The 19032-nt window shown below is 41.7% G+C and carries 16 protein-coding genes, 1 pseudogene and 1 riboswitch; of the genes and pseudogenes, 8 read left to right on the top strand and 9 right to left on the bottom strand.

Going from position 1 to position 19032, the window contains the following annotated elements; translation table 11 throughout:
- Positions 1 to 85: 85 nt before the first annotated feature.
- Positions 86 to 1165 carry an anthranilate phosphoribosyltransferase gene (gene trpD / locus NIES1031_RS04350; RefSeq protein WP_073548271.1) on the top strand — a complete coding sequence of 360 codons (1080 nt, stop codon included), beginning with the start codon at positions 86 to 88 and terminating at the stop codon, positions 1163 to 1165.
- Here the strand turns inward: trpD and NIES1031_RS04345 are convergent.
- Positions 1153 to 1689, bottom strand: coding sequence for a retropepsin-like aspartic protease family protein (locus NIES1031_RS04345; protein WP_073548270.1), 537 nt, complete (start codon positions 1687 to 1689; stop codon positions 1153 to 1155). The two genes, trpD and NIES1031_RS04345, sit on opposite strands and share 13 nt — an antisense overlap.
- Before the next feature lie 118 nt (positions 1690 to 1807).
- Complete coding sequence (locus NIES1031_RS04340) at positions 1808 to 2698, bottom strand: retropepsin-like aspartic protease family protein (RefSeq protein ID WP_073548269.1); 891 nt, start codon at positions 2696 to 2698, stop codon at positions 1808 to 1810.
- Between the two features lie 654 nt (positions 2699 to 3352).
- Here NIES1031_RS04340 and pedR point away from each other — a divergent pair.
- From pedR to NIES1031_RS04320, 4 genes and pseudogenes are all read left to right on the top strand, one after another.
- On the top strand, positions 3353 to 3628 hold the full coding sequence (gene pedR, locus NIES1031_RS04335; protein ID WP_015186915.1) for a photosynthetic electron transport-dependent transcriptional regulator PedR: 276 nt from the start codon (positions 3353 to 3355) through the stop codon (positions 3626 to 3628).
- A gap of 176 nt (positions 3629 to 3804) precedes the next feature.
- Positions 3805 to 4425: a DUF6391 domain-containing protein gene (locus NIES1031_RS04330; RefSeq protein WP_073548268.1), complete on the top strand. Its 621-nt coding sequence runs from the start codon at positions 3805 to 3807 to the stop codon at positions 4423 to 4425.
- 189 nt (positions 4426 to 4614) lie between these two features.
- Positions 4615 to 4821: pseudogene (locus NIES1031_RS26205) on the top strand (photosystem I reaction center subunit IV); the annotation flags it as partial.
- Positions 4822 to 4998: 177 nt separating this feature from the next.
- On the top strand, positions 4999 to 5850 hold the full coding sequence (locus tag NIES1031_RS04320; RefSeq protein WP_073548266.1) for a DNA-formamidopyrimidine glycosylase: 852 nt from the start codon (positions 4999 to 5001) through the stop codon (positions 5848 to 5850).
- A 616-nt stretch (positions 5851 to 6466) separates the two neighbouring features.
- Here NIES1031_RS04320 and mdh read toward each other — a convergent pair.
- Positions 6467 to 7438: a malate dehydrogenase gene (gene mdh, locus NIES1031_RS04315; RefSeq protein ID WP_073548265.1), complete on the bottom strand. Its 972-nt coding sequence runs from the start codon at positions 7436 to 7438 to the stop codon at positions 6467 to 6469.
- 179 nt (positions 7439 to 7617) lie between these two features.
- Positions 7618 to 7833 (bottom strand): NAD(P)H-quinone oxidoreductase subunit O, encoded by a 216-nt coding sequence (ndhO, locus tag NIES1031_RS04310; RefSeq protein WP_073548264.1) that lies wholly within the window; start codon positions 7831 to 7833, stop codon positions 7618 to 7620.
- Between the two features lie 449 nt (positions 7834 to 8282).
- On the opposite strand from ndhO, the gene NIES1031_RS04305 reads away from it, so the two are divergent.
- A complete protein-coding gene (locus tag NIES1031_RS04305) occupies positions 8283 to 11717 on the top strand; it encodes a sensor domain-containing protein (protein WP_073548263.1) in 3435 nt (1144 codons plus the stop codon).
- A gap of 167 nt (positions 11718 to 11884) precedes the next feature.
- A riboswitch (Glutamine riboswitch) is annotated at positions 11885 to 11975 on the top strand.
- Between the two features lie 48 nt (positions 11976 to 12023).
- Positions 12024 to 12452: an arginine synthesis PII-interacting regulator PirA gene (gene pirA / locus NIES1031_RS04300; protein ID WP_073548262.1), complete on the top strand. Its 429-nt coding sequence runs from the start codon at positions 12024 to 12026 to the stop codon at positions 12450 to 12452.
- 130 nt (positions 12453 to 12582) lie between these two features.
- Here pirA and NIES1031_RS23620 read toward each other — a convergent pair whose 3' ends face one another.
- Positions 12583 to 13062, bottom strand: coding sequence for a hypothetical protein (locus tag NIES1031_RS23620; RefSeq protein WP_143167696.1), 480 nt, complete (start codon positions 13060 to 13062; stop codon positions 12583 to 12585).
- A 257-nt stretch (positions 13063 to 13319) separates the two neighbouring features.
- The gene (locus NIES1031_RS04290; protein WP_073548260.1) at positions 13320 to 14450 is read right to left on the bottom strand and encodes a trypsin-like serine peptidase; all 1131 of its coding nucleotides are present in this window, start codon (positions 14448 to 14450) and stop codon (positions 13320 to 13322) included.
- A 467-nt stretch (positions 14451 to 14917) separates the two neighbouring features.
- On the opposite strand from NIES1031_RS04290, the gene NIES1031_RS04285 reads away from it, so the two are divergent.
- On the top strand, positions 14918 to 15556 hold the full coding sequence (locus NIES1031_RS04285; protein ID WP_073548396.1) for a histidine phosphatase family protein: 639 nt from the start codon (positions 14918 to 14920) through the stop codon (positions 15554 to 15556).
- Between the two features lie 68 nt (positions 15557 to 15624).
- On the opposite strand, the gene NIES1031_RS04280 is transcribed toward NIES1031_RS04285, so the two are convergent.
- The 3 genes from NIES1031_RS04280 to NIES1031_RS04270 are packed head-to-tail and all read right to left on the bottom strand — an operon-like array spanning position 15625 to position 18823.
- Positions 15625 to 16071, bottom strand: a complete 447-nt coding sequence (locus NIES1031_RS04280) for a carboxypeptidase-like regulatory domain-containing protein (RefSeq protein WP_084544249.1) — start codon at positions 16069 to 16071, stop codon at positions 15625 to 15627.
- Entirely contained in the window at positions 16068 to 18119 is a 2052-nt protein-coding gene (locus tag NIES1031_RS04275) for an alkaline phosphatase (protein ID WP_073548259.1), read from the bottom strand. The genes NIES1031_RS04280 and NIES1031_RS04275 overlap by 4 nt, the downstream gene beginning before the upstream one ends.
- Complete coding sequence (locus tag NIES1031_RS04270) at positions 18116 to 18823, bottom strand: cation diffusion facilitator family transporter (RefSeq protein ID WP_073548258.1); 708 nt, start codon at positions 18821 to 18823, stop codon at positions 18116 to 18118. The genes NIES1031_RS04275 and NIES1031_RS04270 overlap by 4 nt, the downstream gene beginning before the upstream one ends.
- Positions 18824 to 19032: the final 209 nt, after the last annotated feature.

Raw genomic sequence — 19032 nt, 5'->3', positions numbered from 1 at the left:
AAACAAGCAACGCGTTTGTAATTTAATCCTCTGACTTTTAGTCGTGGGGTACAGCTAAGAGCTAACCACTTTTTTAACAGAATGTATGACCTATTCACCATCAATAGCAACCGCCACTTCAGAGCGCACTCCAGGTTGGGATAGTGAGCTACTACAACAACTATTAGACCGCGCCTCACTATCGCGCGAACAAGCTGCACAACTGATGCAAGCATGGCTCGATGAAACAATTCCACCAGTTTTGTCGGGAGCCATTCTAGCCGCAATTCAAGCCAAAGGCGTATCCGCAACAGAACTTACGGGAATGGCTGAGGTTTTGCTCGCTCAATCGCAATGTCAAGAAACAATCCTGCACCACGAGCCAGTCATTGATACTTGTGGTACGGGTGGTGATGGTGCTGCTACTTTCAATATTTCGACTGCTGTTGCTTTTGTGGCAGCTGCGGCGGGGATACGTGTTGCAAAACATGGCAATCGTTCGGCTTCGAGTCGTGTGGGTTCGGCCGATGTTCTAGAAGCAGTGGGTGTCGATTTAAATGCACCTCCCCAACAAGTTCAAGCTGCGCTTGAGGAAGTCGGGATTACATTCTTGTTTGCACGGGGTTGGCATCCAGCAATGAAGGTTGTCGCACCGCTACGACAAACGCTGAAGGTACGCACGGTTTTTAATTTATTAGGACCATTAATCAACCCATTGCGCCCTACTGGACAGGTGATTGGGGTATTTGATGCGGCAATCTTGGAAACTGTTGCTCAAGCTTTGTGTCAATTAGGCACACAACGCGCGATCGCCCTCCATGGACGGGAAAGACTCGATGAAGCAGGCTTGGCTGATGTGACAGATTTAGCCGTGCTAAGTCAAGGTGAAGTTCGTTTAACAACGCTCGATCCTCAACAGCTAGGTTTAACTCCTGCTTCCACCGCAGCCATTCGTGGTGGTGATGTTCAAGAAAATGCGGCAATTCTCCAAGCAGTCTTGCAAGGTAAAGGCACTCAAGCGCAGCAAGATATTGTGGCACTCAATGCCTCGCTTGCTTTACAAGTAGGAGAACTTGTTCCGGCTGAAGATCATACGGCAGGTATCGCACTCTCAAAGGAAATTTTACGTAGTGGTGCGGCTTGGGCAAAGCTTGAGCAATTAGTCGAGTTTCTTCAACGCAAGTGAAACTCGACCACATCTTGCTTAATTGTCAAGTCGTAACGGCTAAAAAAGTTTTGCCCTAATAATGGTAACGGGGCAACTAATACTTTAGTATCGCGGAGGATGGCACCACCAACTTCGATTGATTCTACGCGTCCTATCGGCAAGCTAACAGCCTCTCCACTGGCAACTTGGACTCTTTGGCTATCTACTGGAATTAATCCAAGTTGATTTGCCTTAGCAGATGTAATTGTCGTTTGTGTTGCGCCTGTATCCAAAATCATTTCAAATTTTTGCTGATTATTAAATGTGACATCGATTACTGGTGTCCCACCATAACGGCGTTTAATTTTGGCAGTAAATACTTGTCGCGTTGTTAATGGCGATCGCTGGTAATTTGTACAAAGTTGGCTCAAGTTGACTACCGTGCCTGTAGCATTAATCATGTAACACCTTTCGGCTTCTTGCGCATTCGCTTGCGGCACAATAAAGTTGATTCCCACAAGAGTCACTGTAATTTTAATCAGAAGTAAAATAGGTAGCTGCATTATCTTTTTTTACGAGGTTATTGATGAGTAAAAACTAGGCGTGTTTTTACATTCAAAACTTTGAAATCTAAAATATTCCCTAACCTCCGATTCCTCAGCCCTGACCTCTCCTATAAATCTAACGCGGGCGAAATTCAATAACATCCCGCTTGAATGTGAGATCGTAATTTTGAAAGAAGTCGTGTCCTAGTAATCCAGTTTCTAGTTGCGCAGACGGCGCGATCGCTACGGGTAAATTGTTAACAATGACTCCTCCAACCTCGATAGTATCAACATAGCCAATCAGAAATTCCACACCTCTATCACTAGCAGTATTTGCTTTTGCGGTTGTTGTGGGTTTAATTCCTAGTGCAGTTGCGATCGCTTGCGTAATCACCGTGTTGCTAGCCCCAGTATCGACAATCATTTCAAACTTTTGTGTTCCGTTAAACGTCACATTGATAACGGGTGTGCCACTTTCGCGGCGTTTTACCGGAATGCGAATAACTGTTTGATTTTGTTCTACGGGTGGTAAAACTTCAAGCACCTCGGGTTCTACCGCGTTTAAAGGTAAGCCTTCTAGTTGCGGTGTAGTAGTCGAGTTCAGATTGACTTGTTGCTGAGCATACTCAATATTTTGTTGGTATTCAGTTATCTTTTTTTGCGCGATCACACGCTGCTGACTGTCTGTAGGTACTGCTTTCATCAAAGCCAGCGCTTCTTGCCATTTACTTACAACTAAGCGCCAATCGTCGGCTGACCGCGCTGATTGACTAATAGTATACGCCGCTGTTGCTTTGTCTAATGCTAATTCAAACTGACTTGGCTGCACGTTTGGCGTTACGGATGGTAACTTTGTGGCAACGGCAGATTTTTTGACTGATGCTGTATCTGATGGGCTTTTATGAGTAACTGAGGCTGTATGACTTAACCGATGAGTATACGGTTTGCTATTGCAACCAACACCAGCGATCGCGATTGTACTTGAAAGAAAAATGATTGCTGCTGGCGCTGGATAAATTTTAAGCATAATGACATACAATATACTTTAACCAACCGAAGTTACTGAGTGTCTTTTTTTTCACCCATTTCAATTTAAACACAGCAAACTTATCGTTCGGTAAACAGCGCGAATGTTTGATCGAGTTTAGCGATCGCACAAAATTGACTTCATTAAAAATAAGAAAGATTTAACGTAAGTCCGCTGAAAACGGATTTTGTTTTCCAAATTTTTGAGTATTGAGTTAACCTGAGCTCAAGTAAAGTATTCAAAAAGTATTCAAATTGTTTCACGCTCAAATTTGATTATTTAGACCATTTCACTATATAAAAACGACAAATCATTTCTCCTCTGCTTCCTCTGCTTTTGAAGTTGCCTATTTGTAGTAACTTCAAAGTGAAATGATATTAGACCTCAACGCAAATACATTTCAGCGATTGATTTTGATGTATCTGAGAATTCATTTTTGCCTAAAGTAAATAAGTGTTTTTACTTAAGCTTGCCTCTACTGTATGTGTTGTAAAAAAGCCAACAAACTTTTTTTGTCAGTAGGTGGGAACTTAGTCAGCTTCATTCTGAGGAAAAAACACAACATATCTGATACTTAGAAAAGCCGACCATTAAAAGAATCCTTTAGAATTGAAGAAGGAGAGTAAGTAGATCTACTAAGGATAAATTGCGAGTATGGCTGGTGGCGAGTCTCAAACCCCTGTTTCCCTGTCTGATCGAGAATTACAAATTATTGAACTAGTAGCTGCTGGCTTAACAAACCAAGAGATAGCAGAAAAATTAGATATTAGTAAACGTACTGTCGATAATCACATTAGCAACATTCTGACTAAAACCGCGACTGAAAATCGAGTGGCGTTAGTTCGATGGGCGCTACAGTGGGGTAAAGTTTGCTTGAATGATGTGAACTGCTGTACTTTGCCCAACCATAACGATGGTACGGTTTCGTAATCAGTTTATGCGTATCGCAAACAACTTCCTCGCGATTGACAGTGAATTTCAACGATTCAAAGGCAAACTATATTAAATTTGAACATACCTCTTTCTCAATGCAGTAACTATTAACACTTAACAATATAAAACGCTACGCTCATTCCTCATCTAGCAGCTTCTGGAGAAACGCTGCCATGTCTACGCCCATTTTAGATTTTTTTGGTTTTGATAACCTGACCCGACCTACGCAAGCTCAAGATACGGAACTTATTCAACAGCTAGCTTTTATTCCAGGAATAAGAGACATTTTAATGCTGCGGCAGGTTCATGCGCTAGAACACGCGACAGTATGGGTACTCAGCGAACAAAGTAGCTATCAATCTACTGACAGCCAATTGTTGGCAGGTTTCTCTACTGAACAAGGATTCTACCTTTACGGTCATTTGAATCAAGCTACCTTACGTAGCGCAGTGAATATTGCCTTGCAGCGACTTACAGGTGGAGAATGGAATCTAGCAGTACATCCCCGCTGTGGGACAAACGTATCAACAGGAATTCTACTTGCAGCAGGACTTGCGGTAGGCTTTCATCTACTTTTACCACGCGGGCCAGTTGAGCAAATGTTAGGGTTAGGTTTAGCAGCAACGATGGCTACCCATTTAGCGCCCGATGTGGGTACACTAGCGCAACGTTATCTTACTACCGCAATTCCGTTTAACTTAGCAGTGGGAAACATCAAGCTGACTCAGGATGCGTGGGGAAAAGCTGCCTATTTTGTGGAAGTCAGTTGGATAGATCGAGCGACAATTAATTGACAGCAAATTCATAAAACTTAAAGACTCGATAGTAGAGTAAGTTGCTGCTGAGTAGTACGCTGAAAAGTAGTTAGTAGCTCAAGTCAGATAAATAACTTAATACTCGACTTTATTGCTGGCATCAGGTTGTAGAGTGAAATCTATTAGCCGTATCTCTGTGGCAATCGATAACTAAAAGGAAAAGTACAAATGGTTGAACGTGGTTCAAAAGTGCGAATCCTCCGCAAAGAATCCTACTGGTTTCAAGATGTAGGAGTTGTTGCTTCAGTTGACAAAAGTGGCATTCGCTATCCGGTGATTGTCCGCTTTGATAAAGTCAACTACGCGGGCGTTAATACGAATAACTTTGCAGAAACAGAACTAGTAGAGATTGAAAAACCAGCGCCAAAGGCGAAAAAAGCAACTCCTGCTACTACTGGTGGCAAGCAAACAACTATCGACGAACGTACCCGCACGACAGGTCAGGGAACGCCGTTGAAGCCTGAAGGCAAGACGACTGCTGCGCCAGAATCGGGCGAAGGTAGCTCAACAGTAGTTGGTGATGCTAACCAAGGAACCGAATCACGTTAAATTGTGCCGGAACTACCTGAAGTAGAGACTGTACGACGGGGACTCAATCAAGTTACCCTAAGTCAGCAAATTATGGGTGGAGATGTGTTACTAGAACGCACGATCGCCCACCCACTTTCTATTGCAGAATTCTTAACAGGAATTCGAGGATGTACGATCACGCAGTGGCATCGCTATGGTAAATACTTATTAGCCGAACTCACGCAACATTCTTCTCTAACCGCATCCGGTTGGTTGGGCGTACATTTGCGGATGACTGGTCAGCTATTATGGTTAAACCAGGATGAAGAATTACATAAACATACCCGCGTTAGGCTGTTTTTTGATAAGGGGTTAGAGTTACGCTTTGTCGATCAACGCACGTTTGGTCAAATGTGGTGGGTACCGCCAGAAAATCCCGTAGAAAGAGTCATCACAGGTTTAGCTAAATTAGGATTAGATCCTTTCTCTCCAGCGTTTTCGGTCGATTACTTAACTCAAAAATTCAAAAATCGCCAACGGGCAATCAAAACCGCGCTTTTAGATCAAGCGATGGTTGCCGGATTAGGTAATATTTATGCTGATGAAGCATTGTTTCTCAGCCAGCTACGACCAACAACCCTTTGTAGCGAGTTGCGCTTACCACAGATCGAAAAACTGCGCCGTAGCATCATTCAAGTTCTCGAAACAAGTATTGCCGCAGGTGGCACAACGTTTAGTACTTTTTTAAACATACAAGGTGTTAACGGTAAATATAGTGGTATTGCTTGGGTTTACAACCGTACTGGTCAACCCTGTCGCATCTGCCAGACGCCAATTCAGCGAATTCGACTAGCGGGACGATCTTCTCACTTTTGTCCTAACTGTCAGCGATAAAGCTTTTTCCCGATTTGGCTAGTTGATTTTTCAGCAAGTTGTTTAGCTTTTAATTTCTACAAAAATCCAAATAGGCCAAAAGGTAATTATTAAAGGACATTGCCAGCTTGGAGGTGGAAAGCGCCGATTGCAATTTTTGAGGATCGCTAGCCAGCAAATAAATCCTGAAAAAATATAAGCCGTGATGAGATAAAGTAAAAAAATAATATTCATAGAAAGTATTTTTCAATACAAGATAGTTGCTAGTAATTAGAGAATGCCTGATTTTGAGTAAAGAAATGGATGTGTAAACCGCGATCAGCAATGAAAATTCAGTAAAGATTTTGCTATATACGAGCAGATTACTACTGAGACTTGCGATCACCAAATATAGAAAAGCCCAGATAATAGCTAAGTAGTATGACTCAAAAGTGCTGCTTTATACGTAAAGTTACGCACGACTCGTGCTGAACTTGTGATACATAGTAGCGATACCAACAAAACTACTATATTTTCTACTATATTAATGGTGTCAAAGCTTCTCCACCGTAATCATACGCACTGTTTTATTTACTAGATGCAACAGCTTAAGTAAATTTAAGGATATATGACGTTTTGAGCGTTAAAATTCGTTAATTTAATTTGCAAGAAGCGATCGCGCCTGCTCTATATTTTGTTTAACTTGTTGTGCTGCAAGATGTAACGCAGAGATTTCTGCATTTGTCAGTTTTAATTCTAAGATTTGCTCAACTCCACTCGCCCCAATCAGCGTAGGAACACCAATAAAAATATCATGTAAACCATACTCGCCTTGAAGATAGGCTGCTACTGGAACTAAGCGCGATTGGTTGAGTAAAATTGCTTCCACCATTAAATATGTGGAAGCCGCAGGTGCAAAGTAGGCGCTACCTGTTTGCATCAACTCAACGATTTCTGCACCTCCCTTACGGGTTCTTTCTACTAAGCGGTCTATTGTTGCGGCGTCGATTAATTCTGTAATGGGAATACCATTGACTGTCGAATAGCGCGGTAAAGGTACCATCAAATCGCCATGACTGCCTAAGACGATCGCGCGCACATCTGCAATACTGACACCTAATTCCATTGCCACAAAAGCTTGAAACCTTGCTGAGTCTAAAACTCCAGCCATACCGATGACGCGTTGAGTAGGCAATTGCGTCGCTTGCCAAGCAAGATAAGTCATGACATCCAACGGATTAGTCACTACTATCAAAATCGCATTCGGAGAATAGGCGATCGCATTTTTTGCTGTTTCTACAACTATTTTGGCGTTCGTTTTCAGCAACTCGTCGCGACTCATTCCTGGTTTACGCGGTTGCCCTGCGGTAATCACAACAATATCTGAACCAGCGGTATCAGCGTAATTTGTTGTGCCAATAAACTGGCGACTATGCAGTGATATTCCTTTAGCTTCCATCAAATCAAGCGCTAAACCCTGAGGTAATCCCTCTACTTCGTCTAATAGAACCACATCGGCTAGGTTTTTCTCACCAATTTGTTGCGCTAATGTACTGCCAACTTTACCAACGCCAATGATCGTGACGCGGGGAGAGTAACCCAATAACTGCGAAGTAGAGGCAATGGGCATAACTTAGAAATGCGTTCTCCTAGTTATATTTACACCGTTAGCGCATAACCCACTTTGGAATATTAGTCTTATAAGTCACTGTAGTTCGTCGTGTATTACAGCTATTGTTGCTTACAGTAGCTGATTGTTACTGAGTATCATGACACAAAACTAATTCCTGAGAACTACTTGACAACAAGTTACTGCGCTGATTCTAGCTGATCGACCCGTAACCAAATATTCGGAGTGGGAACTTGTCCAAACACAACAAGCGCATAGTCTCCTTTAATATCTAAGACCTCTCCCTTTGTTTCAAATATATATGACGGAAAACGCGTGTCACTTGCTTGAGATTCTAAGGAATTTTCCAACTTTTCGCGAACCGCACGGACTAAATCACCCTTTTTAACAGCCATACTTCTACTATGCTACTCAACTGTAATTCTTCCTATATTTTGCACCCTTTAGGCTCGTTTATAAACTCTGTAAATCTAACTTGGCTTCGTCAAGTATGCTTTTTATCCTCTAATCTCAGACTGAGATTCGCGCCAATTGGTGTTGTTTCCTAAAATTTGCGTTCCGTTTTTACGATCAACCGAATTGAACTGCGACGAAGAAAACTGAAGATAAAGCTGTATTTCTTTACCTAGATTTTACAAAAATCTCAGTAATTTAACAGTGATAATAAACTTACAATCAAGCTGTTTTGATGTATTTAATAACTAAATTAATATCAGCAAAATTACAGGGTAAAGTGTTTCTCAAAATGGGCAAAAATAAATTAAACAATAAAACGTAAGTCGCTTAAAAACTAATTGGCTACTTACATTATAGCAATGTAGTCATTCACAAAAAATGCCTAGTTATGATAGCTACATCTGATGCACATATAATTATTCTTTCGATAATTTTTGTTGTAGTTGTTAGTTGTGCAGCAACCGTGTTAATTTGTGGGGCGCTCGCCTCAAAAACTATTCTAAAGCTAATTGACAGCCAATTTCTGCAAACGTACTTTACTTGGATTACTTTTTGTTTCATCTCTGTAGCAGTTATAAATTTTGTTTGGCTTTTAAATCGTTGGCAATTTGACAAAAGAATTTTTTTAGTCAGTGGTACGCTAGTCACAAGTTTGGCTGGAATGCATGACATGAAGATGGCAATGTTACCGATGTTAGTAGGAAGCGTGACGTTTTGCTGCTTAACGTTCTGGCTAAGACTACATTTTGCCAAAAAAACAGCCTTTTGGTGGCATTTTGGTGTTGTAATCGCAATCCTTACAGCCAACACAGGAATACGCTATGCCTATCCTACCGCTCAGCTAGCGATCAAAATAGCTGACATTACCACAATAGTTGTTTTAGTTTTAGTTCTACAGCAAGCTTTGAGTTCGCGCCGTTTGCATACCGAAGTAGCACTTGCAGAAAGCCAACGTCGATTAGCGACTTTGATCGACTCGTTACCAGGAATCGCTTTTGCGTGTAGTAACGATCCTAACTGGTCAATGACTTATGTTAGTGAAGGCTGCTTAGAACTCACAGGTTACTGTAGCGAAGAATTAATCGGTACGACAGGATTATACAACGCTATTACTCACCCAGAAGATTTACCAAGAGTTTTACAGAGTATTACAAAAGCTATAGAAGCACAAAAGCCTTATGTCATAGAATACCGGATTTGTACAAAATCTGGCGAGCAAAAATGGTTATGGGAAAAAGGTAATGGAGTTTTTGATAGTCATGGTAAAGTTCTGGGCTTAGAAGGATTTATTACAGATATTTCCGAACTGAAACGTTCCGAAGCTGCACTTAAAGAAAGCGAACAAAGATATCGCGAATTATTTGAAAGTCATCCTTGTCCGATGTGGGTGTACGACGTGGAGACACTCGCTTTTTTAGCTGTTAATAATGCCGCGATCGCGCATTATGGTTATGATCGCGATGAATTTTTAGCAATGACGATTAAAGATATTCGTCCATTAGAAGATGTCGCGAGTTTGCTGCAACAGCTAAAACACCTCAAGTCTGAACTTAGTCCCCACGGGATTTGGAGACACCGAAAAAAAGATGGAACCATCATCAAGGTAGAAGTTTCGTGTCATTCACTTACTTTCTTAGGCAAGCGCGCTGTCGTTGTCTCGGCGCATGATGTGACTAAAAGAATTCAAACTGAAGAAGCACTACGACAAGCCGAAGCAAAATATCGCAGTATTTTTGAAAACGCCAGCGAAGGAATTTTTCAAACGACACCCGCAGGACAATATCTCAGCGCCAATCCAGCCCTCGCCCGCATCTATGGCTATGATTCACCCGAAGAACTTGTAGCATCTCTAACTAATGTCGAAAAGCAACTTTATGTCGATCCGCAGCGCCGTGCTGAGTGTATTCGTTTAATGCAGCAGCACAATTGCGTATCAGGATTTGAATCGCAAGTTTACCGCAAAGATGGCAGTACGATTTGGATCTCAGAAAACGCCAGAATTGTCCGTAATACTCATGGTGATGTCGTATGCTATGAGGGTACGGTCGAAGATATCACGACGCGCAAGCAAACCGAAGCGGCGCAAGCCCGCTTTACAGCGATTTTAGAAGCAACAACAGACTTTGTAGGAATTGCCGATAGTCAAGGAAAACCTTTATTTCTCAATCAAGCTGGCTACAAAATCTTAGGGTTAGATCCACAACAAGACATTTCACAACTCAACATTTTTGATTGTCATCCTGATTGGGCAAATGAAATTTTTCTGGAAAAAGTTGTTCCTACGCTGCTTTCCCGTGGAGTTTGGAATGGAGAGATGGCGCTACTCAACCGTCAGAAAGAAGAAATTCCGGTTTCACAAGTGATTGTAGCCAAAAGTTCAGCGGCTGGAGAGCTTGATTTTGTTGCGACTATTGCACGCGATATTAGCGAACGCAAGCGCCTAGAAGCGCAACTTTCGTACTTAGCCAACCACGATTCTTTGACTGGCTTATTCAATCGTCGTTACTTTCAAGCGCAATTAGAGCATTATTTAGAACTGTTACAACGCGATCGCCAGTCTGGGGCTTTGGTTTTAATCGATATCGATGACTTTAAAGATATTAACGATACGCTAGGACACAAAGCCGGAGACGATCTCCTCAAAAATCTCGCCGCTTTACTACAAGAACAAATCGCGGAAAAAGATGTTTTAGCACGTTTAGGTGGCGATGAATTTGCGATACTCATTCCCCAAACTTCTTTGCATGACATTGATTCAATTAAACAAAAAATTGTAGGCGCGCTCAAAAATCATGTCGTCGTAGCTGATGGGCAGCCTGTGCGAATGACAGTAAGTATCGGTGCTACTGTATTTCCGGATCACGGAACTATAGCAGATGAGCTTTTTGCTCACGCCGATCTCGCGATGTACAAATCAAAAAAACTGGGGAGCAATTGTTTTAGTCTCTACACTCCCGATCCACAATGGCAAGTGCAAATACAATCGCGCAATTTCTGGAAAAATCAAATCCGCGAAGCGCTTGAGCAAAATTTATTTGTACTGTACTGTCAACCAATTTTAGATTTACAAAATGGTGTTTCTTGTTACGAAATTCTCATTCGGATGTCAGGAAAAGATGGAGAAATTATTAGTCCTAATACTTTCCTCCCAATCGCTGAAGAATGTGGGTTAATCTCTCATATTGATCGTTGGGTAGTTTGTCAAGCGATTCATTTGATTGCTGCTCAAGCAAAAGTAGGTAACTATCTGCGCTTAGAAGTTAATATTTCTGGTAAATCTTTATCTGACAGCGAACTTTTGCCAATGATTCAGCACGAGCTTGCAACAACAGGTATTAATCCTGCATCTTTAGTTTTAGAGATTACAGAAACAGCAGCGATCGCCGATTTTTCTCAAGCGCGTAAATTTATTAATACGCTCAAACAAATTGGCTGTCAATTTGCGATCGATGATTTTGGCATGGGTTATTCTTCGTTTGCACAACTCAAGCACTTACCAGTAGACTATCTCAAGATTGACGGTAGTTTTATCAAGAATTTAGCGAAAGACGTTCTTGATCGACACTTGGTTAGGGCGATCGTGGAAGTTGCGCGAGGGTTATCTATTGCTACGATTGCTGAGTTTGTTGCATCGCCAGAGACATTGCAGTTAGTTCATGAGTTAGGTGTCAATTATGCTCAAGGTTATTATATTGGTGAACCAGTGCCAGTGGCAGAATTATTAAACCAGTGGTGTAGCATCGCAAGCGATGAAGCGCGACGTTCTCATTGGCATTTAAATAGTACACAAATTGTCAAACAAGCGTTTACACTAATTTCTTAAGCTAGATTGGCAAAACGGTTTTACACTACTGAAATTTCTCAAATAGAGTTTTGATTTATTATCCGATTACGCAGAGCGCAATAATATCAATGCTGTTTTGCAAATATTAAGTTTTGTTAAAGTTGACGTTATCACTAAAAAACAGTAAAATTAGATACAGAAAATTCAACGTTCATCTCTACTCTTTTGATAAGAATCCGCCTTAAGTTAGATGCTTTGTAGAGACGGAAGTAGGGAAACTTCCCGAAGGAACGCACTTTACACAACCTAAAACCTATCAAGGAATCTAGTGAAAAGGCTACAAAAATGAAACTTACTTATCGAGGGGTCAACTACGAATCAAGCGTACCTAACATGGAAATGACGGAGGGGGGTATTGGCGGTCAATACCGAGGTGTGAATTGGAAACAGCGTTATCCTCGGCATATTCCTGTACCTCAGCCAGTTGTTGGTTTAAAATATCGTGGTGCTAGTTACAGCCTAGGTCATCCAATCGATGTAGAAGCTAGTCTTGTTCGCAGACAGTATACAGAGACAGCTAAAACTCAGCTAAGAGCAAATCAGGTATCAACCGCCAGCAGTCGTCAAAGAGTATTAGAAGAGTTAAATCATACTCATATCGCTAATATTCGCCAAAACTTAGAACATCGACTACAAGTCGCACGTGCGAGAGGCGACAAAAAGTTGATCCAGATGCTGGAAGTCGAAGCCGAACAGCTTGTTACAAATAAATAAGTTAGGCTCCTTAATAGGATGCTGGTTCGCTCAATGGAAAGATCCCTTGCGCGATACTAGCTCCTCTAATTCTTATTTAGTTAAGGAAAACTATTTAACAACAGTATTATCAGCAATTTTCATCTTAATTCTAAATAGAATTGACGATTTCTACATGTAAATCCGATAGTGTTACTCCGCTGCTAAGAATATTTGTATTAATTGCCTTAATAAAGGACATTTGTTCTCCTGGGGCAATGCCATTACTGCTATCTAACGCAATAGCTTCACTCGCAAGTATGCGATTGTTACGCTGGTCGATTACATTGAATTGAATTATTGGTACTTCACCTAATTGATTTGATTCATTCGTCAGAGTTCCTTTAACTTCTGGAAGTCCGTTTTCTGCAAGCTCAATCCTCAGGTCAGAGACGCGCACGTTATTCAGCGGAATCATTTGTCGTTTAGTTGCTGTCAGTTCCCTGAAAGAAGATTGAGGCTTGTTGTCACAAAGATTATGAGATAAGTCAATAAATTGTCCGCGCCATTCTATATAGCATAGCGAGTCTTGAGCAACTATTACAGTAGGAAATAGGCTGAATACTGTACTGAGAATAAATATTTTATACATCGAATACTTTTAATAATAAAGTTATATTGAATTACGACATGAAGCCTAGATATATTATGTATAAGTCATATCTAATATACAAAGAATTCCTCTTGATATAAATTTAATTTTGATTATAGATAACTTATAACTCTTTACTTCGGGCGTCAAGAGGAGAAAAGTTAAGATAATATTTTGGCAACAATGTCACATAAAAAAAATCAGGCTTTGCCACTGCACAAAACCTGACAAATAGTATTATAAAAATGAGTTGTACTCTAACAGTTTCCAGGCTTTCTTTTACAGAGGGTGTTGAGCATATTGACAAAGCGGGAGTCTAGAATAGAACTACCTTGATACAACGGATCAGTCGCTACAGGACCGTATGACGTCACACCGATAATTTGATTCAAACCTGGATTTCTGCCTCCATTTTGCCCTACAGCGGCTACACCAAAATTCTGTACCCAAGGTCCACCACTCGAACCGCCGCGCATATCAGAACCATACTCTACTGAATTGGGGTTGCGGGTACGAAAACTTTGGGCAGTAACTTGATGCATTTTGTTGCCATTATCAAGATTACCTGGATAGCCTAGTAATGTTGCATGATTGGGGAAAAGGCTAAGCGTTTTAAAACCCAACACACCAGTAACTTGACCGATCTTACGATAGACGCCATTGAAGGGTAAGTCGTTAATTTCAAGCATCGCGTAATCAGCAGCGTTGGGAACTACACCATTACCTTTTGACCAAGCATCTGTAGTAATGACATAACTCCAACTCCAAGATTTAAACGGCGCAGCACCATCGCGATAAGCAGGAATAAATAAGAAATTTGTGAAAAAGCCACTTTGATCACCGCTACCGCTATGAACGCAGTGACCTGCTGTGAGGACAATTCTGGGCTTGATAACTGCGCCAGAGCAAACAAAGTCGCCTTGACCTGGTTGAGTAAAGAAGAGTTTTCCGACTGTCCTGTATGGATAAACAGTATCTGCTGAAAGGGGAATCAGTCGAGAACTTGTAAAATACGCACCTACTGAACCCGCGTTATTAGGTTGAACTGCTTCGTCTGCAACAGAATTAAAGTTAACTTGGTTCGGTTGAAAGAGTTTGTTTTGGAAGTTAGGCGGGATATTGACGGTTGGTGCTTGACCACTTGCACTAATTGGGGTTCCTACTAAAGGTGTCACTTGTGTTGTTATCTGATTGTGAGTTGGTTTAGGTAAGTTTAATGGTTTTGCATTTTGCAGTCGTTGTGGTGTCCAGTAGCTACTGGTACTGTTCGCGCTCACGCTATCGTTAGTTTTAAAGATAAAGCCAGGAGCCGCGATCGCCGCAGTCGGTAACACACTCGCGATCGCCACAAATGACAATACACACGAGCAGGTCAGTTTTTGCATCATGTTTCTCCTCTTTACACCACTAATTCAAGTTCAGTTACTATGAAAATTGAAGGCTTTGAATACAATCACTTAAGTTGCTTTTAGCTATTCAGGTCAGATTTGCTAAATTTCATAAGTATTTCATAAATCTTTAATTTGTCAAATTTGATTTAGATAAAATTTGTTTCGAGCAAGTTCATGTATATGAGCTTGAGTTTGAGCAAACTATCTATTTTGTCAATCTTTTAATTATAGAATTCAAGTATTATTTAATACTGAGTACTTCAGTGGTATTGCTTAATTTGCTGAAAGCTGATATTATATAATTAAATTAGTCAAGACTTAAACAGCGAATTTATAGAGTTTCTCGATATCTTTATCCATGAAGCCCCTCGTGGTTCATGAGGTTGACTTAAAGCTTTAGAGCTTTGCTACTCAGATTGCTAACCTTGAGGGTCGAATGAAAAGCGATTATTGAAGAGGTGATTGTGGCTATCTCGCTTTATTTCTTGCGACATGGACAAACTGAATGCAGTAGAAATAATGCTTTTTGCGGTGCTATTGATCCAGATTTGACACCAGAAGGACTGGAAATGGCACAAGCATTTGCTACGGCTTACTGTCATACTTCCTGGGATGCTGTTTTTTCTAGCCCTATGCAACGCACGATCGCAACGGCTAAACCCTTATGCGAAGTGATCGGAATCGATCCACAACTGCGCGATGGTTTAAGAGAAATTAACTTTGGCAAATGGGAAGGCTTATCAGTTGATACCGTAGCCCGCGATTATCATGATGATTATATTCGCTGGTCAGCAGATCCAGCGTGGTATCCGCCGACGGGTGGTGAGTTAGCTGTGGCGATCGCTTCGCGCGCGATGCAAGTTATCGAGGAAATCAAAAATCGCTATCACAGTGGCAATATTCTCGTCGTTTCGCATAAAGCAACGATTCGCATCATGTTATGTAGCTTACTCGGAATCGATGTTGGGCGCTTTCGTTATCGCTTGGGATGTCCTGTGGGTTCTCTTAGTATTGTAGAATTTGGAACGCATGGTCCACTGCTTCATGCTTTAGCTGATCGAACTCACCTTGATGAGCATTTGCGATCGCTACCTGGAACTTAATTAAAAAGCTGGGGTTTAATTTTTCCCAGCTTCTCGCTACAAATTCGTGTCAACCTAAAGAAACATCATTAGTAGTCGATTTCGTGATTATGTTGTACGTCATCACCAATCTCGAAAAATTTACCTGTTTGACCATGCACTCTAGTAGATAAAGAGTAAATGTTGCTGCGATCATAAGGTAGTTCTACCTTGAGGACATAATGAATATCTCGTAATCCTTTAAACCAAAATTGACCTTGGTCATCGGTACGAGTTGTTTGTGGTGGAATCGAGTTAATTGTGACCTTGGCATTTGCCACTACGCCATGACCACCATGTACAGCACGAGAGTCGGCTAATTTACCATAGAGTAAACTGTCTCCTTGCGGCTGCGCCCGAAACGCTAGGGTAGGTTGTAGAGTCAGTACGGCAAAAACTGTTACTGCAATGACTACACCCAATACTAACCGCATTTGCTTGGAACGCAGTAATTTTTTGAGTTTGAACATAGTTGAGCTTGGTTTACTTGATGTCATGATTCAGTCTCCGTCGCAGTAATTGATGGTCTACCAGTAGCTAAGTCTTGACGGTTTCTCACGCCAGAGATAATAGCAGCCATGCGTTGGAAGACTTCGATGTTATCCATGACACCAGTGAATAATCCGGCTCCAGGTCCTTGGACAGCGATCGGAACATCATCTCCAGTATGATTGGCAACAGTTGTACCGCGTTCTAGGTCATTGGTTAGCAGTAAACCGTTTGGATCGCGCTCAGGATTAGGTTCAGTACCATCCTCACCAGAGGGAGGTAAATTTAAGTCGTCGGTGAGAAAGTCAGTACGGAATGTCGGTCTTGCAGAAATTCCGATTGCTAACTTAGTGTCAGGATTAGCTTCATTAGGATAGCCGTCGCCATCTGTGTCTTGATAAGTTGTAAACCCTGCGTCTCCAAATGACTGCATGGCATCATTTAAATCGATTCTGTTTTCGCGGATTGCGCGTGAATCTACTGTACCACCGACAGTTTGACCTTGAGCATGATCCGCCGTGACAATAACGAGTGCATTCGGATTTTGGGCAACAAATTGTCGTGCTACTTCAACAGATTTATCCAAAGTCAGAACTTCGTAAAGCGTCCGGTCAGGATCAAGAGGATGAGCGAGTTTATCAGATTGCGAGGACTCAACTTGCAACATCCAACCTTGGGGCGATACTGCTTCGAGAACAGCGATCGCTTTTCTGGTCATTTCTTCAAGTTTAGGAATCGTTGCAAATTCTGGGGGTACAGGGGGATTGAGTTGACTTGCACCTCTACCATCAATTGTTGCTCTACCACGCGCAATTAATAAATCTAGTACTGATGGAATATTCTGTGGACCCAAAGCCGCACCTTCACGAAAATCTCCTAAAAATAAACCCAAAATTTTACGATCATTAGGAGCTTGATTCATGCTGTTTACATCGGTAACAATGGTGTAACCTTGTTGTTGAGCAACAGCAACTAAATCTTGATTATCGCGGCGGAATACTGTATCTCTAAATTCAGCAGCACGCTCTTCATTTGGCACAAAATGACGCGCTCCTGGACCAAGGATAACATCAACAGGTTGTGATAATTCTTTTAGGCTACGATATCCGGTTTCTGGTAAAGCCCAACCGTCTCTCACAAAATCAAAATATTGTTGTGCAATTTGTTCATATGAGAAGCGCAGACGTTGGTTTGCGGCGAAGGCTGCGGGTGTAGCGTCAGTTAAAAACGCTGTTGTTGCCAATCCAATGCCCCAGTTGTATCTTCGCTTCATGTACTGGGGCAGAGTTTCAATTCGAGGATTATCAAGCGGATTTTCTGGTGTATTGTCAGGAAAGGCATTCAGGGCATTATTAATCGTTTTTGCTCCAGAAACCCAAGCAGCAGCAGTGTTCGCAGAATCTGGAATAATACTATCGAGTGAGTGCGTAGCCACTAAGCCTGTGACTGGCATTTGCTCCATCTGTAGATAACCGCCTGGTTGCCCATCTTTGACACCATATTTCATAATCCGTGCCCCTGTGCGTAATGGTGTTCCCATTCCATCGCCAACAAAAAAGATCACTTTGTTGAGTTGACCTCGTTTTTGAAATGGTTGAACGCGGTAAGTATTACGCGCAGAAACTTGGCGTCCGTCGATGTTCAGAGTCGCTACAATTTCGTAACGTCCTGGAGTGGGCAAACTCCAGTTGCGTAGCGTTTGACCAAAAAGGTTTGAGCCTTCGGGCGGTTGTCCTATTTCGATAGAACCACCAGGGAGTTGTAGCTGTTCGTTGATTCGCTGTCTAAAAGTTCCAGTAAAGTTATTGCCGTTGATTGTGATTGATTCTAATTTCGGTGTTGACTGCGCAGGAATTAAGCTTTCTACACGCAAATCAAAACGTTGCCCAACCAGTATAGTTGTATTATTTGTAGGCCAGATGCGAACGAGTTCTTCGTCTGCTCCTTGCGCCTGGACAGGTAGTATAGTAGCTAGCCAAGTCATTGCTATGATCGCAAAAGTGCTAACTACTTTCCATCGCTTCTGCACAAACTGAATTGAGCATAAACTGCTCATCGCAAAATCTCCTCTAATGATGGAAATAATAGTTTTTCCATGTCACGTTTTTCACAGTCGCAAGCATTAGTAGTAGGGGAGGTGCCAAATAGCATCCAAAGGCTTTGTAGCAGTAATGCAGTAGCCGAGATGGCAACAAGTCCTGATACTAAAAGACTAATTGCACTATCAGCCCACATCCAACCAAGCCAGGAAATGGCGATCGCAGCTAAAATTACACCAAACGAGCTAAATAAATCTGACAGGACGTGCAAGAAGGCTGCTTTAAAATTAAGATCGCAGTGACAGCACTCGTGCAACCAAAAAGCATTACAACCATTAATTCCTAACCCGACTACTGCTGTCAGTAACATTGGCAGGCTAAGAATATCTGATGAAGTTGGAGATTGCATCCTTGCAATTGCTTCTGTCGCTACCCAACTTGCCAAAATAATTAAGCTCAGACTATTTAACAATGCGGCATACAATTCAATGCGACCATTGCCATACTTGGCATGACGTCTAGCGCTTTGCGCCATCCAGCTTGCTATCAGTGTTACCCCTAAGGCTGCGACATCTGAAAGTAGATGACCTGCATCTGCTAACAGAGACAAACTGTGGACCCATAACCCAACACCAAGTTCAACAGCAAAAAAACTGATTTCCAGCCCAATTGCTAGTTGTAGTATTTGGATTTTCCGTGTATTCGAGTGCAATTTTGGCATTATTCACAAAGTAAAAATGGCAACCTCATGTAGTATCAGTTGCTCTGAAGAAGCATAATGTTTCTCAACTGGCAACTCAATTCCTACTGCCCTGATCCGGAATAAATTAAATGAATCCTTGTGCAGATTAGCAACTATTAGATTAATGAATCAGTAAGCGAACTTTAACTTTTGGTAAAGTAAAATACTTTTTTCACAAAAATTAGTAG

The sequence above is a fragment of the Chroogloeocystis siderophila 5.2 s.c.1 genome, from assembly GCF_001904655.1.
Taxonomy (GTDB): domain Bacteria; phylum Cyanobacteriota; class Cyanobacteriia; order Cyanobacteriales; family Chroococcidiopsidaceae; genus Chroogloeocystis; species Chroogloeocystis siderophila.
Note: the sequence above shows the minus strand (reverse complement) of the source record. Positions and strands in the feature narration are given on the sequence as shown.

Excerpts from the sequence above, each read along its gene's own strand:
- trpD (WP_073548271.1), top strand. The coding sequence starts at position 86 with ATGACCTATTCACCATCAATAGCAACCGCCACTTCAGAGCGCACTCCA.
- NIES1031_RS04345 (WP_073548270.1), bottom strand. The coding sequence starts at position 1,689 with ATGCAGCTACCTATTTTACTTCTGATTAAAATTACAGTGACTCTTGTG.
- NIES1031_RS04340 (WP_073548269.1), bottom strand. The coding sequence starts at position 2,698 with ATGCTTAAAATTTATCCAGCGCCAGCAGCAATCATTTTTCTTTCAAGT.
- pedR (WP_015186915.1), top strand. The coding sequence starts at position 3,353 with ATGGCTGGTGGCGAGTCTCAAACCCCTGTTTCCCTGTCTGATCGAGAA.
- NIES1031_RS04330 (WP_073548268.1), top strand. The coding sequence starts at position 3,805 with ATGTCTACGCCCATTTTAGATTTTTTTGGTTTTGATAACCTGACCCGA.
- mdh (WP_073548265.1), bottom strand. The coding sequence starts at position 7,438 with ATGCCCATTGCCTCTACTTCGCAGTTATTGGGTTACTCTCCCCGCGTC.
- ndhO (WP_073548264.1), bottom strand. The coding sequence starts at position 7,833 with ATGGCTGTTAAAAAGGGTGATTTAGTCCGTGCGGTTCGCGAAAAGTTG.
- NIES1031_RS04305 (WP_073548263.1), top strand. The coding sequence starts at position 8,283 with ATGATAGCTACATCTGATGCACATATAATTATTCTTTCGATAATTTTT.
- pirA (WP_073548262.1), top strand. The coding sequence starts at position 12,024 with ATGAAACTTACTTATCGAGGGGTCAACTACGAATCAAGCGTACCTAAC.
- NIES1031_RS23620 (WP_143167696.1), bottom strand. The coding sequence starts at position 13,062 with ATGTATAAAATATTTATTCTCAGTACAGTATTCAGCCTATTTCCTACT.
- NIES1031_RS04290 (WP_073548260.1), bottom strand. The coding sequence starts at position 14,450 with ATGATGCAAAAACTGACCTGCTCGTGTGTATTGTCATTTGTGGCGATC.
- NIES1031_RS04280 (WP_084544249.1), bottom strand. The coding sequence starts at position 16,071 with ATGACATCAAGTAAACCAAGCTCAACTATGTTCAAACTCAAAAAATTA.
- NIES1031_RS04275 (WP_073548259.1), bottom strand. The coding sequence starts at position 18,119 with ATGAGCAGTTTATGCTCAATTCAGTTTGTGCAGAAGCGATGGAAAGTA.
- NIES1031_RS04270 (WP_073548258.1), bottom strand. The coding sequence starts at position 18,823 with ATGCCAAAATTGCACTCGAATACACGGAAAATCCAAATACTACAACTA.